Source organism: Pseudomonas sp. FSL L8-0168 (assembly GCF_037976155.1).
Lineage (GTDB): Bacteria > Pseudomonadota > Gammaproteobacteria > Pseudomonadales > Pseudomonadaceae > Aquipseudomonas > Aquipseudomonas paracarnis.
On sequence record NZ_CP150262.1, the window covers coordinates 2957501 to 2971600 of the forward strand.

The window sequence follows — 14100 nt, forward strand, 5'->3', positions numbered from 1 at the left end:
CCTTACAGGCTGGGAAAGGCGAATTGCGACGCTTCATGGCTGGCCCGTTGCGGCCAACGCTGGGTGATCGCCTTGCGACGAGTATAGAAACGCACCCCGTCCGGCCCATAGGCATGCAAGTCGCCAAACAGCGAACGCTTCCAGCCACCAAAGCTGTGATACGCAACCGGCACCGGCAGCGGCACGTTAACACCCACCATGCCGACTTCAATCTCATCACAGAACAGACGCGCCGCTTCACCATCACGGGTGAAGATACAAGTACCGTTGCCGTATTCATGATCGTTGATGAGTTGCATCGCCGCTTCCAGGCTATCCACCCGCACTACGCACAACACCGGGCCAAAGATCTCTTCTTTATAGATACGCATCTCAGGGGTGACGCGGTCAAACAAGCTGCCACCGAGGAAAAAACCTTGCTCATGCCCGGCAACACTCAAGCCACGGCCATCAACGACCAGCTCAGCCCCCGCCGACACACCGTCTTCTATATAGCCACTGACTTTATCTCGCGCCTGCCCCGTCACCAACGGGCCCATATCCAGCCCGCAAGAAGTGCCCGCACCAATCTTCAACGCCTTGACCTGTGGCACCAGCTTGGCAATCAATGCATCCGCCACCTGATCGCCCACGCACACAGCCACCGAGATCGCCATGCAACGCTCACCGCAGGAACCATACGCCGCGCCCATCAGGGCACTCACAGCGTTATCCAGGTCTGCATCCGGCATCAGCACCGCGTGGTTTTTCGCCCCGCCCAGCGCCTGCACACGCTTGCCACGTTTGGTCGCTTCGGAATAGATGTACTCGGCAATCGGCGTCGAGCCTACAAAGCTCAAGGCTTTGACTTCAGGCGCTTCGATCAATGCGTCCACCGCGCCCTTGTCGCCATGCACCACGCTGAGCACGCCTTTGGGCAGCCCGGCTTCCTGCAACAGCTGCGCGATCAACAGCGTCGAACTCGGGTCGCGCTCTGAAGGTTTAAGGATGAAACAGTTACCGCAGACAATCGCCAGCGGGTACATCCACAACGGCACCATCGCCGGGAAGTTGAACGGGGTAATACCCGCTACCACGCCCAATGGCTGGAAGTCCGACCACGCATCAATGTTCGGCCCTACGTTGCGGCTGTATTCACCCTTGAGAATCTCCGGCGCCGAGCACGCGTACTCCACGTTCTCGATCCCACGCTTGAGTTCACCCGCGGCGTCTTCCAGGGTTTTGCCATGTTCTTCGCTGATCAACTGCGAAATCCGTGCTTCGTTCTGCTCCAGCAGTTGCTTGAAACGGAACATCACCTGGGCACGCTTGGCCGGCGGCGTATTGCGCCAGGCCGGAAACGCCGCCTTGGCTGAGTCAATCGCCTGTTGAATGGTTTCACGGCTGGCCAACGGCACCTGGTGAATCACCTGGCCGGTAGACGGGTTATAGACGTCGGCACTACGACCGCTGTCGTTGACCAGCTCACCGTTGATCAAATGCTGGATAAGGCTCATGCAGGGCTCCTGAAAAATTGTTCTATATAGAAGGAGAAATCAGTCGATCTTGTTCAGCACTTCGCCGACCGCGTCAAACAGACGGTCCAGGTCCTGCGGCTTGCTGTTGAAGGTTGGCCCGAACTGCAGGGTGTCGCCGCCAAAACGCACATAGAAACCGGCCTTCCACAATGCCATGCCGGCCTCGAATGGACGCACGATGGCATCTCCATCACGCGGGGCAATCTGAATCGCACCGGCCAGGCCGTAGTTGCGAATGTCGATCACGTTCTTGCTGCCCTTCAAACCGTGCAGCGCATTCTCAAAGTGCGGTGCGACTTCGGCTACGCTCTGCACCAGGTTTTCTTTCTGCAACAGGTCCAATGCCGCCAAGCCCGCCGCGCAGGCCACCGGGTGCGCCGAGTAGGTGTAGCCGTGGGGGAATTCCACGGCGTATTCCGGCGTCGCCTGATTCATGAAGGTCTGGTAGATCTCGCTACTGGCAATCACCGCGCCCATCGGGATCGCGCCGTTGGTGACTTGCTTGGCGATGCACATCAGGTCCGGTGTCACGCCAAAGCTGTCGGCACCGAACATCGAGCCGGTGCGGCCAAAGCCTGTGATCACTTCGTCGAACACCAACAGGATATTGTGCTGGTCGCAAATTTCGCGCAGGCGCTTGAGATAACCCTGCGGTGGCACCAATACGCCAGCGGAACCGGCCATCGGCTCGACAAACACGGCTGCGATGTTCGACGCATCATGCAGCTCGATCAGCTTGAGCAACTCATCGGCCAAGGCAATACCACCCTGCTCCGGCATGCCCCGGGAGAAGGCGTTGCTGGCCAGCAAGGTGTGAGGCAGATGGTCGACGTCCATCATCGCCTGGCCAAACAGCTTACGGTTACCGTTCACACCGCCCAGGCTGGTACCAGCAATGTTCACACCGTGGTAACCACGGGCTCGACCAATCATCTTGGTCTTGGTGGCCTGACCTTTGAGGCGCCAGTAGGCCCGCACCATCTTCACTGCCGTATCGGCACATTCAGAGCCCGAATCGGTGAAGAACACATGATTCAGGTTGCCTGGGGTCAGGTCGGTGATCTTTTCCGCCAACTGGAAGGACAACGGATGACCGTATTGGAAGCCTGGGGAGTAGTCCAAGGTGCCCAATTGCTTGGCGACCGCTTCCTGGATTTCCTTGCGCGTATGCCCGGCGCCACAGGTCCACAGGCCCGACAACGAATCATAGACCTTGCGCCCCTTGTCATCGGTCAACCAGCTACCCTCGGCGGCCACGATCAGGCGTGGATCGCGCTGGAAGTTGCGGTTGGCGGTGTAAGGCATCCAGTGCGCATCCAGCTTCAATTGGCTGGCCAGTGACGATGGGGCGTTTTCGGGCATGTTCATCAGCAAAACCTCGCAGGGCAAAAGGCAGCGTCGGGATTGAAAAAGCGTTGTTGCAGCTAAATTGCCACGGGGATAAAGTCGGTGAAATCCAACTCTTCTAACCTTCAGTCAGGCCTTCACTAAACTATGAGCAGCCGTCGTCCCGACCCTTTGGCCCAAGTCAGTGACTTCGATATTCGCTTGCTGCGCATCTTTCGCAGCGTGGTGGAGTGCGGCGGCTTCTCGGCAGCGGAAACCGTCCTTGGCATCGGGCGCTCGGCCATCAGCCAGCAGATGAGCGACCTTGAACAACGGCTCGGGCTGAGGCTCTGCCAACGCGGCCGCGCCGGGTTCTCTCTGACAGAAGAAGGCCGCGAGGTCTATCAGTCTGCCCTGCAACTGCTGAGTGCCCTGGAAAGTTTTCGCACCGAGGTCAACGGCCTGCACCAACATTTGCGCGGAGAGTTGATCATTGGCCTCACCGACAATCTGGTGACCCTGCCCCATATGCGCATCACCCACGCATTGGCGCAGTTGAAGGAACGCGGCCCGGACGTGCAGATCCAGATTCGCATGATCGCCCCCAATGAAGTGGAGCAAGGCGTACTCGACGGTCGCCTGCACGTCGGTGTGGTGCCCCAGGCCAGCGCACTGTCGGGCCTGGAATACCAGCCGCTGTACAGCGAACGCTCCTTGCTCTATTGCGCGGTCGGCCACCCGCTGTTTTACGCCGACAACAAGCAACTCGACGACGAACGCATCGACAGCCAGGATGCCATCGCCCCCACCTTCCGCTTACCCGCGGAAATCCAGGCCCATTACCAGGCGCTCAACTGCACCGCCAGTGCGTCAGACCGTGAAGGCATGGCGTTCCTGATTCTCACCGGGCGTTATATCGGCTATTTGCCCGATCACTACGCCAGCCTATGGGTGCAACAAGGCCGACTGCGTGCGCTGAAACCGGCGACACGTTTTTACGATTTGAGCCTGGCATCGGTCACGCGCAAGGGCCGTCGCCCTCATTTGGTGCTGGAAAGCTTCCTCGAAAGCCTGGCCGCCACCCGCTAACTCGGGCCTTGCACAAAAAGCTGAGCATATGGACAGCTTTTTGCAAGGGTTCAAGGACCTTGAACCGTCCGCCTTGAGTTGACCCGCCATGCCCCCAGAATCCTCCAGCCCCAGCGACCTGATCTACGGCCTCAACGACCGGCCGAAACCACTGCCCGCTCTCCTCGCGGCGCTGCAACATGTCCTGGCGGCGTTCGTCGGCATCATTACGCCGCCGCTGATTATTGGCTCCACCCTCGGCCTCACCGCCCACTTGCCCTACCTGATCAGCATGGCGTTGATGGTTTCCGGCGTAGGCACCTTCATCCAGGCACGCAGGCCGTTTGGCATCGGTGCCGGCATGATCTGCCTGCAAGGCACCAGCTTTGCGTTTCTCGGCGCCGTATTGTCAGCAGGCTTTCTGGTGAAGCAACGCGGTGGCAGCCCGGAAGACATTCTGGCGATGATTTTCGGCGTGTGCTTCTTCGGCGCGGCGGTGCAGATTGTATTGAGCCGCTTTATCAGCCAGTTGCGCCGCGTGATCACTCCCCTGGTGACCGGCATCGTAATTACGCTGATCGGCATCAGCCTGATCAAAGTGGGCATCACCGACCTCGGCGGTGGTTTCAATGCACCGGACTTCGGCGCTCCCGCCAACTTGGCGCTGGGCCTGTTCGTTGTATTGACGATCATCCTGCTCAACCGCTCGAACACGCCCTGGGTACGCTTGTCGGCCATCATCATCGGCCTGGCCCTGGGCAGCCTCGCGGCGTGGTTCAGCGGCAAACTGACTCCCCAGGCGTTGCCTGACCTGCCATTGGTCAGCCTGCCTACACCATTCCGCTTTGGTTTCAACTTCGACTGGAGCGCCTTCCTGCCGATTGCGCTGATTTATCTGATCAGCAGCATCGAAACCGTCGGCGATCTCACCGCCAATTGCATGATTGCCCGCCAGCCCATCAGCGGCCCTTCTTATATAAGCCGGCTCAAGGGCGGCGTGCTCGGCGATGGGGTGAGCTGCATGATCGCCGCCACCTTCAGCGCCTTCCCCAACACCACGTTTGCGCAGAACAATGGCGTGATCCAGCTCACCGGCGTGGCCAGCCGTTACGTCGGTTTGTACATCGGCGTGTTGCTGTTCTGTCTGGGCCTGTTTCCATTGATCGGCGCCGTGCTGCAGCAAATCCCCAAGCCGGTGCTGGGCGGCGCCACCCTGGTGATGTTCGGCAGCGTGGCGGCGGCCGGCGTGCGCATCCTTGCCCAGGCACCGCTGGACCGACGCAGCATGCTGATCATCGCCACCTCATTCGGCGTTGGCCTGGGTATCGCCGCGCAACCTAACCTGCTGCACCTGATGCCGACACTGGTGCAGAACCTGTTCGACTCCGCCATCACCAGCGGCGGTATCACCGCCATCCTGCTGTGCCTGTTACTGCCGGAGGCCAAGGCAAGTACCGCCGCCGCAAACCACAGCCCGGAACGCGACAGCCTGGAGCCGCTTTGACGGTTTTATTGCATCAGGACTTGTCTGAGGCTTGAGGGTGGGTTATCTGTGCACACGTCGTCTCTATCGATCAGCACGGAAACCTCCATGAGCCTCGAAGTTCCTGCCCACAGCAACCACGCCGGTAAACCCGCCAGCCGCATTCGGCAAAAGAACGAACAAGCGATTCTCCAGGCTGCTGAAGATGAATTCGCGCGTCATGGCTACAAAGGCACCAGCATGAACACCATCGCTGCCAGTGCCGGGCTGCCCAAGGCCAATTTGCACTACTACTTCACCAACAAGCTGGGCCTGTACGTCGCGGTGCTGAGCAATATCCTCGAACTGTGGGACAGCACCTTCAACGCGCTGACCGCCGAGGACGACCCGGCCGTGGCGCTCGCTCGCTACATCCGCACCAAGATGGAATTCTCGCGCCGCCAACCCCAGGCTTCGCGGATCTTCGCCATGGAGATCATCAGCGGTGGCGAATGCCTCACTGAATATTTCGGCCAGGACTATCGGGCCTGGTTCAGTGGCCGTGCCGCAGTGTTCCAGGCGTGGATCGACGCCGGCAAAATGGACCCCGTCGACCCTGTGCACCTGATCTTCCTGCTGTGGGGCAGCACCCAGCACTACGCTGACTTCGCCACCCAGATCTGCCGCGTTACCGGTCGCACCAAGCTGACCAAGCAGGACATGGAAGATGCCGGCACCAACCTGATCCATATCATTCTCAAAGGCTGCGGCATCAAGCCAGCCCTATAAACGAAGCGATTTATGTCTTTTACGCTCACCGGCTTTTGCGAGTTTCGTGAAGAAATACGCAAAAGTCGCTTTATCACCTTGGCGGCGCCGATTACCAGCCCGCAGGACGCCCAGGCGTTTTTCGAGCAACACAGCGACCTCAACGCCACGCACAACTGCTGGGCCTGGAAGCTGGGCGATCAATACCGCAGCAGCGATGACGGCGAACCCGGAGGCACCGCCGGGCGCCCGATTCTTGCAGCCATCGAGGCCCAGGGCTTTGATCAGGTGGCCGTCTTGGTGATCCGCTGGTACGGCGGCATTCAACTGGGCACGGGTGGATTGGCCCGCGCCTATGGCGGCGGGGCCAATAAATGCCTGCAAAATGCCGAGCGCATCGAGCTGATCAGCCGCGTCCCCCTGCGTTGCGCCTGTGGCTTCTCCGAACTGAACCTGGTGAAGCTGCGTGTCGCTGAACTCGGCGGGCTTGTGGTGGAAGAAACCTTTACCGCCAACGGCGTAGAACTGCAACTCGCCCTGGGGGAGGCGCACATCGACACCCTGCAAACCCAGCTCGCCGACCTGAGCCGTGGGCGCATCCTGCTCGAACGCTGAAACTGCTACTGTTATGCGCTGAACTCCCTGAACCGCGATTTCAAAGGAAGCCTTTCATGTCTACGCCAAAAACCGCACTGATCATCGGCGCCTCGCGCGGGCTGGGCCTTGGCCTGGTCAAGCAACTGCTCCAGGACGGCTGGGACGTGACCGCCACCGTGCGCGATCCGAACAAGGCCGATGCGTTGAAAGCCGTGGGGCCGGTGCAGATCGAGAAGTTGGACATGGACGATCAGCAAGCCGTGATCGCCCTGGCCCAACGCCTGAAAGATCGCACCTTTGACCTGCTGTTCGTCAACGCCGGCGTCAAAGGCCCGGCCAATCAGGAGCCCGGCCACGCGACCCTGGCGGAAGTCGGCCAGTTGTTCTTTACCAACGCCGTGGCGCCGATCAACCTGGCCCAGCGTTTTGTCGGGCAGATCCGCAAAGACACCGGCGTGCTGGCCTTCATGAGTTCAGTACTGGGCAGCGTGACCATTCCCGACGGCTCGGACCTGGCGCTGTACAAAGCCAGCAAGGCCGCCCTCAATTCGATGACCAACAGCTTTATCACGCAACTGGGCGAGCCCAAACCGACGGTGCTGTCGCTGCATCCAGGCTGGGTGAAGACCGACATGGGCGGCGAAAACGCCCACATCGACGTCGAGACCAGCGTGCGCGGCCTGGTGGACCAGGTAAATGCCTACACCGGCAAAGGCGGCCATCACTTCGTCGACTACAAAGGCGACACCATCGCCTGGTAAGTGGCAAAGGGTCGTTATCGACCAATTGCCGTCGATAACGATCCACGCGTAAACTGCCCTCCTCGCCCTCCCCGGCGACCCTGGATCAGCAGACAGGGCAACACTGAGCTGGCAAACCTGAACCCATCATTCAGAGGAGCCGGCCAATGCCTGCGACCCGTATCTGGTTAAAAAACCCCCTCGCGATTTTCACCGCCAATGGCCTCGATGCCCGTGGCGGCCTGGTGCTGCAAGACGGTGTCATCACCGAAGTGCTGGCCCAAGGGCAAGCGCCTGCGCAGCCTTGCGCGCAGGTGTTCGATGCCCGCGAGCATGTGGTGCTGCCTGGGCTGATCAACACCCACCACCACTTCTATCAAACCCTGACCCGTGCCTGGGGCCCGGTGGTCAACCAGCCGCTGTTTCCCTGGCTGAAAACCCTGTACCCGGTATGGGCACGACTCACCCCGGAAAAACTCGCCCTGGCCAGCAAAGTCGCCCTGGCCGAATTGCTGCTCTCGGGCTGCACCACGGCGGCCGACCACCACTACCTGTTCCCCGATGGTTTGGAAAACGCCATTGATGTGCAGGTAGACAGCGTGCGTGAACTGGGGATGCGCGCCATGCTCACCCGCGGTTCCATGAGCCTGGGCGAAGCCGATGGCGGCCTGCCGCCGCAGCAAACGGTGCAGCAAGGCCAAGTGATTCTCGAAGACAGCCAGCGCCTGATCCGCGAATATCACCAGCGCGGTGACGGTGCGCAGATCCAGATCGCCCTGGCGCCGTGCTCGCCGTTTTCCGTCACCCCCGAAATCATGCAAGCCAGCGCCGAGCTGGCCAACCAGTTGGACGTGCGCCTGCACACCCATTTGGCGGAAACCCTTGATGAGGAAGATTTCTGCCTGCAACGCTTCGGGCTGCGTACCGTGGATTACCTCGACAGCGTCGGCTGGCTTGGCCCGCGCACCTGGCTGGCCCACGGCATTCACTTCAACCCGGACGAAATCGAGCGCCTGGGCGCAGCCGGCACCGGCATCTGCCATTGCCCAAGCTCGAATATGCGCCTGGCCTCCGGCATTTGCCCGACCCTGGACCTGCTCGCCGCCGGCGCCCCCATCGGCCTGGGCGTGGACGGCTCCGCCTCCAACGACGCCTCGAACATGATCCTTGAAGCACGCCAGGCCCTGTACATCCAGCGCCTGCGCTACGGCGCGGAAAAGATCACCCCCGAAGGTGTATTGGGCTGGGCCACCAAGGGCTCGGCGCAGTTGCTGGGGCGCACGGATATTGGCGAGTTGGCAGTAGGCAAACAGGCGGACCTGGCACTGTTCAAGCTCGATGAGCTGCGCTTCTCCGGCAGCCATGACCCCATTTCCGCGCTGCTGTTGTGCGGTGCGGACCGGGCAGACCGGATGATGATCGCAGGTCAATGGCGGGTGATCGACGGCCAAGTCGAAGGGCTGGATCTGAAAGGCTTGATCGCGGATCACAGCCAGGCAGCGCGCCAGTTGATCGCAGGCACCTAAGCCAGGTACCAATCCAAATGTGGAGCGGGCTTGCTCGCGAATGCGCTGTGTCAGTCAGTACATCTGTGACTGAACCACCGCATTCGCGAGCAAGCCCGCTTGTATGCTAGGACTTGAAGGGAGGAGAAGGGACAAAGCCCGATTCTGACTGTTGACGCAGTACAGACCGTGGGAGATTTCGCCCCTCCTCCTTTCACCCAAGCGCCGATAAAGAATGCATCTGGCTATGACCGACGATAGGAACAAGCCTGCGCCTCTGGGTGAGCCCTTCAAGTGCTCAAAACCTTAGCCCGGAGGAAGCCCCATGGCAATGCCAGTTTCTGTCTCAAAGCCAATCGTAGGCGTCGATGTCGCTAAGAATGAACTGGTGATTTATCACGCTGAAGTCGATCTGTTAGAAACAATCCCAAACACCAAAGCCGCTATCAAAAAATGGCTGAAGGCCTTGTCCTGCAAAGTGGCCATCGCAATTGAAGCCACCAATATCTACCACTTGGAGTTTGCTGATCTAGCTCATGAAGCTGGTTGCGTGGTTTACATGGTTGGAGGTTATGAGCTCAAGCATTACCGCGAAAGCGTGAAGATCCGGGCCAAGACCGATGCTTTGGATGCCAAGCTGCTCGTCCGCTATTTGAGAAAGGAGGCAGACGAACTGCGTCCCTGGACACCTCCATCACCGCTGTATCGCCATCTTCTAAGCCTGTTTCGTCGGCGCGCAGCCTTGGTTCAGGCGCGCGTCAGCCTGACGCAAAGCTGGGCGAACGAGCCGCTTCTTAAGGCCTCGTTTGCCGAGCAGGTGAAGTCGATGCAGAGACTGGAAGGGTTAATCGAAAAAATGATCAGTGACTGCCTGAAAGAAGCAGGTTTACTGGGTCAGTTGAAGCGTTGCTTGAAAGTCGAAGGCATCGGTTTTTTGACTGGCGCGCGTTTGATTGCCACCTTCCAACGGGGAGAGTTCAGGAATTCGGACGCGTTTATCGCCTTTCTTGGTATGGATTTGCGCGTCAACAAGTCAGGACAGAAGGATGGTCGTCGTAGTTTAAGTAAGCGCGGCGACTCAGAAGCTCGGCGCCTGCTGCATAACGCAGCGATGGCGGCTAGCCGAACAGAGACATGGAAAGCGTTTTATCAAGCACAGAGGGCGCGAGGCTATAGCACCACACAGGCGCTGGTAATACTGGCCCGCAAGCTTGCTAGGGTGGTGTTCGCTCTGCTGAAAGGGCAAAGCGAATATCAGCCAAAAGTTGGTTGAGGGTTGCCCCTCAACCATAGAATCTCCCACATTGGGTCTGCGGCGCCGTTCAAATCGGGTTATAGCCCCAACAGCGACAGCATGATAAAGGTCGCAAACAACACAAAATGCGTCATCCCTTCTATCGCATTGGTTTCCCCGTCGTTGAGGTTGATCGCGCTGACGATCAGGGTGATAAACACCATCACCGTTTGCACCGGCGTCATCGCCATCTGGAACGGCTGCCCGGTGTAGAGCGCCATGGCTTCCATCACCGGCACCGTCAGGATCACCGTAGACAACGAAGCCCCCAGCGCGATGTTGACCACCGATTGCATGCGGTTGGCCAACGCGGCGCGCAGTGCCGTGAGGATCTCCGGCGCGGCCGAGATAGCCGCCACCACAATCGCGGTAATCACCGGCGGTGCGCCGGTCCCTTCCAGGCCCAGGTCGAGGGTCTTTGACATCACCTCGGCCAGCGCCCCAATCACGATCACCCCAAACACCAGAGTCGCAATGGAAAACGTCAGGCTGACAGACGGCGCGTGCTCGTCTTCCGGCTGTTTCTTACGGCGTTTTTCCGGATAGCTGTAGCTGAAGAAATAACTGTGCGGCCCCACCTGCATGCGCAGGAACAAGGTGTAAAGCACCACCATCGCGCCAATGGTGAAGGCCGAGTAAATTTTCCAGTCCGCTTCGGGGATAAATTCCGGCACCACCATCGACACACCCATGGCAGTAAGAATCATCACACTGTAGGTGCGCGCCGAGTCATCGTTGTAGGACTGTTCGCCATGCTTGATGCCGCCCATCAGCGCGGCCAGGCCGAGGATGCCGTTGATATCGAGCATCACCGCTGAGTAAATGGTGTCGCGCACCAGCGTCGGCGATGGCTCGTTGCTCATCATGATCGCCAGGATCACCACCTCCACCAATACCGCGGCGAGGGTCAGGATCATGGTGCCGTAGGGGTCACCGACTTTTTCCGCCAACTGCTCGGCGTGATGAGCCACGCGCATCGATGCCATCACGATAAACGCGATCAGCGCGAAGCCGGCCAGCAGCGCGACCAGTTGGCCGCTGTGGAGCATCCAGTGTTCCAGCGGGTAGGCGGCGATGGCGGCAATCAGCGCCAGCAGCATGAATTTTTCTTGCTTGAGGGATGTGAGCATTCCGGGCCTTTTCATACAGCGAATCAGTCATTGATGGGGTAAAGACTGCGCCGAGCCACTAACGTTTCGTTACACCTTAGTTCAGGCCGCCCTTGCGTGAGTGACAGAAATACTCTCCTGCTGGTCAGGTTTTGCCGATTATTTCAGCCATGGCCTGTAGAATGCCGCCATTGCACCTGATGAGAATTTAAAAATGTACGATTGGCTCAACGCCCTGCCCAAGGCTGAATTGCACCTGCACCTGGAAGGCTCGCTGGAGCCTGAGCTGCTGTTCGCCCTGGCCGAGCGCAACAAGATTGCGCTGCCATGGAACGACGTCGAAACCCTGCGCAAGGCCTACGCCTTCAACAACCTGCAAGAGTTTCTCGACCTGTATTACAAGGGCGCCGATGTGCTGCGCACGTCCCAGGATTTCTACGACCTGACCTGGGCCTACCTGCTGCGCTGCAAGGCCCAGAACGTGATTCACACTGAACCGTTCTTCGACCCGCAAACCCACACCGACCGTGGCGTGCCGTTCGAAGTGGTGCTCAACGGCATCGCCGCCGCACTCAAAGACGGCGAGCAGCAACTGGGCATCACCAGCGGTTTGATCCTCAGCTTCCTGCGCCACCTGAGCGAAGACGAAGCGCAGAAAACCCTCGACCAGGCGCTGCCATTCCGTGACGCGTTCGTGGCCGTGGGCCTGGACAGCTCGGAAATGGGCCACCCACCGAGCAAGTTCCAGCGCGTGTTCGACCGTGCCCGTCACGAAGGCTTCCTGACCGTGGCCCACGCCGGTGAAGAAGGCCCGCCCGAGTACATCTGGGAAGCCATCGACCTGCTGAAAATCCAACGCATCGACCATGGCGTGCGCGCCATCGAAGACGAGCGCTTGATGCAGCGCATCATCGACGAGCAGATCCCGTTGACCGTGTGCCCGCTGTCCAACACCAAGCTCTGCGTGTTCGACGACATGGCCCAGCACAACATCCTCGACATGCTCGAACGTGGCGTAAAGGTCACCGTGAACTCGGATGACCCGGCGTACTTCGGCGGTTACGTCACTGAGAACTTCCATGCGCTGCACACCAGCCTGGGCATGACTCAGGACCAGGCCAAACGCCTGGCGCAGAACAGCCTGGATGCGCGGCTCGTGAAGCCATAACTGAATAGACCTGGACTCAACCTGTGGGAGCTGGCTTGCCTGCGATAGCGGTGTATCAGCCAGCCTCTTATTGCCTGACCTACCGCTATCGCGGGCAAGCCCGGCTCCCACATGGCCCCATCAGCTTTAAGCCTGGGTGAGTTCTTCCAGGGTCTTGCCCTTGGTCTCCATCCCGAACAACCACACCACCAGCGCCGCCACCGCAAAGCACAGCGCACCCAAGGCAAATACCCCGCCCTGCCCGGTTATCGGGAATACCAGTCCGGTTACCAACGGCCCCAGCAACGAGCCCACGCGCCCAATCGCCGACGCAAACCCCGAGCCGGTCGCACGTGCCGAGGTGGGATACAACTCCGGCGTGTAGGTGTACAGCACCGCCCACATGCCAAACAGGAAGAACTGCATCAACAACCCCGAGGTGATCAGCAGGCTTACGTTGCCGCCAAACACTGCGCTCTGCCCATACACAAACGCCATCACCCCGCCGCCCAGCAAGGTCACCACGCACACGGGCTTGCGCCCCCAGCGCTCGACCAACCACGCGGCCATCAAAAAGCCTGGGATTCCGCCCAGGGAAATGATCACCGTGTAATACACCGACTGAGTCACAGCAAAACCCGATTGCTGTAACAACGCACTCAACCACGACGTCAGCCCGTAGAACCCAAGCAGGGCGAAGAACCACACACTCCAGATCATCATCGTGCGTTGGCGGTACTGCGCCGACCACAGCTGCTGGAACGCGGAGAAAAACGTCCCCGGCGCACTCTCGATCCGTGGCAGGGCAATCGGCTCCGGCAAGTCGGCGCGGCCCAGGGAATCGCGCACCTTCTGCTCGATGCCAAGCAAGACCTTGTCCGCCGCCTCATGGCGCCCAGCCTGTTCCAGCCAACGCGGCGACTCCGGTATAAAGAAACGGATGGCCAGCACAAACACCGCCGGTATCGCCAACACCAGAAAGATGTCGCGCCAGCCAATCACCGGCAACAAGAAGTAGGACAACACGCCCGCGGCCACAAAACCCAACGGCCAGAAGCCATCCATCAAAGCGATGTAACGGCCGCGTCGCTTGGCGGGGATCAGCTCCGACAGCATCGACTGGGCAATGGGAAACTCCATGCCCATGCCAATGCCCAGCAGGATCCGGAACAACGTCAGCGTCTCCACCGTCTGCGCCATGGAACACAGGTAGCTCGCCAGGCCCCAGAGTACGATGCTCCACTGGAACACCGGCTTGCGCCCGAAGCGATCAGCAAGCATCCCGGACAGCGAAGCGCCCACCACCATGCCGAAAAAACTCGAACTGGCCAGCAACCCGGCCTGGGCCGTGCTCAGGCCAAACTCGGCTTTGATCGAGCCCAGCAGGAAGGTCATCATCGCCAGGTCCATGGAGTCGAAGAAAAACGCCAGGGCGATGATGATGAAAATGACTCGGTGGTAACCGCTGATGGGCAACCGTTCCAGGCGTTCCGCCGCGCTATAACCCTGCCTACCCATGCCGCACCCCTCGTATGAAAAAATCCCCTTGGCGAGTGTGCGGCATCGT

12 protein-coding genes are annotated in these 14100 nt (G+C 59.8%); 8 read left to right on the forward strand and 4 right to left on the reverse strand.

Going from position 1 to position 14100, the window contains the following annotated elements; all coding sequences use genetic code 11:
* Positions 1-2 precede the first annotated feature (2 nt).
* The gene (locus MHH62_RS13140; RefSeq protein WP_014716778.1) at positions 3-1496 is read right to left on the reverse strand and encodes a CoA-acylating methylmalonate-semialdehyde dehydrogenase; all 1494 of its coding nucleotides are present in this window, start codon (positions 1494-1496) and stop codon (positions 3-5) included.
* A 39-nt stretch (positions 1497-1535) separates the two neighbouring features.
* The gene (locus MHH62_RS13145; protein ID WP_003188272.1) at positions 1536-2885 is read right to left on the reverse strand and encodes an aspartate aminotransferase family protein; all 1350 of its coding nucleotides are present in this window, start codon (positions 2883-2885) and stop codon (positions 1536-1538) included.
* A gap of 126 nt (positions 2886-3011) precedes the next feature.
* On the opposite strand from MHH62_RS13145, the gene MHH62_RS13150 reads away from it, so the two are divergent.
* From MHH62_RS13150 to MHH62_RS13180, 7 genes are all read left to right on the forward strand, one after another.
* Complete coding sequence (locus tag MHH62_RS13150; RefSeq protein WP_003188270.1) at positions 3012-3932, forward strand: LysR family transcriptional regulator; 921 nt, start codon at positions 3012-3014, stop codon at positions 3930-3932.
* 88 nt (positions 3933-4020) lie between these two features.
* Positions 4021-5415 carry a nucleobase:cation symporter-2 family protein gene (locus MHH62_RS13155; RefSeq protein WP_019817935.1) on the forward strand — a complete coding sequence of 465 codons (1395 nt, stop codon included), beginning with the start codon at positions 4021-4023 and terminating at the stop codon, positions 5413-5415.
* A gap of 87 nt (positions 5416-5502) precedes the next feature.
* The gene (locus MHH62_RS13160; RefSeq protein WP_014716776.1) at positions 5503-6162 is read left to right on the forward strand and encodes a TetR/AcrR family transcriptional regulator; all 660 of its coding nucleotides are present in this window, start codon (positions 5503-5505) and stop codon (positions 6160-6162) included.
* Between the two features lie 12 nt (positions 6163-6174).
* Complete coding sequence (locus tag MHH62_RS13165; protein WP_014716775.1) at positions 6175-6756, forward strand: YigZ family protein; 582 nt, start codon at positions 6175-6177, stop codon at positions 6754-6756.
* 56 nt (positions 6757-6812) lie between these two features.
* Positions 6813-7499, forward strand: coding sequence for an SDR family oxidoreductase (locus MHH62_RS13170; RefSeq protein ID WP_003188266.1), 687 nt, complete (start codon positions 6813-6815; stop codon positions 7497-7499).
* 146 nt (positions 7500-7645) lie between these two features.
* The gene (locus MHH62_RS13175; RefSeq protein ID WP_339233018.1) at positions 7646-9004 is read left to right on the forward strand and encodes an 8-oxoguanine deaminase; all 1359 of its coding nucleotides are present in this window, start codon (positions 7646-7648) and stop codon (positions 9002-9004) included.
* Between the two features lie 310 nt (positions 9005-9314).
* Positions 9315-10256, forward strand: a complete 942-nt coding sequence (locus MHH62_RS13180; protein ID WP_172832683.1) for a transposase — start codon at positions 9315-9317, stop codon at positions 10254-10256.
* Positions 10257-10315: 59 nt separating this feature from the next.
* On the opposite strand, the gene MHH62_RS13185 is transcribed toward MHH62_RS13180, so the two are convergent.
* Positions 10316-11407, reverse strand: a complete 1092-nt coding sequence (locus MHH62_RS13185; protein WP_003188263.1) for a calcium:proton antiporter — start codon at positions 11405-11407, stop codon at positions 10316-10318.
* A gap of 193 nt (positions 11408-11600) precedes the next feature.
* Here MHH62_RS13185 and MHH62_RS13190 point away from each other — a divergent pair, with 193 nt between their 5' ends.
* The gene (locus tag MHH62_RS13190) at positions 11601-12554 is read left to right on the forward strand and encodes an adenosine deaminase (protein WP_014716772.1); all 954 of its coding nucleotides are present in this window, start codon (positions 11601-11603) and stop codon (positions 12552-12554) included.
* Positions 12555-12680: 126 nt separating this feature from the next.
* On the opposite strand, the gene MHH62_RS13195 is transcribed toward MHH62_RS13190, so the two are convergent.
* Positions 12681-14051 carry an MFS transporter gene (locus tag MHH62_RS13195; protein WP_014716771.1) on the reverse strand — a complete coding sequence of 457 codons (1371 nt, stop codon included), beginning with the start codon at positions 14049-14051 and terminating at the stop codon, positions 12681-12683.
* Positions 14052-14100 lie beyond the last annotated feature (49 nt).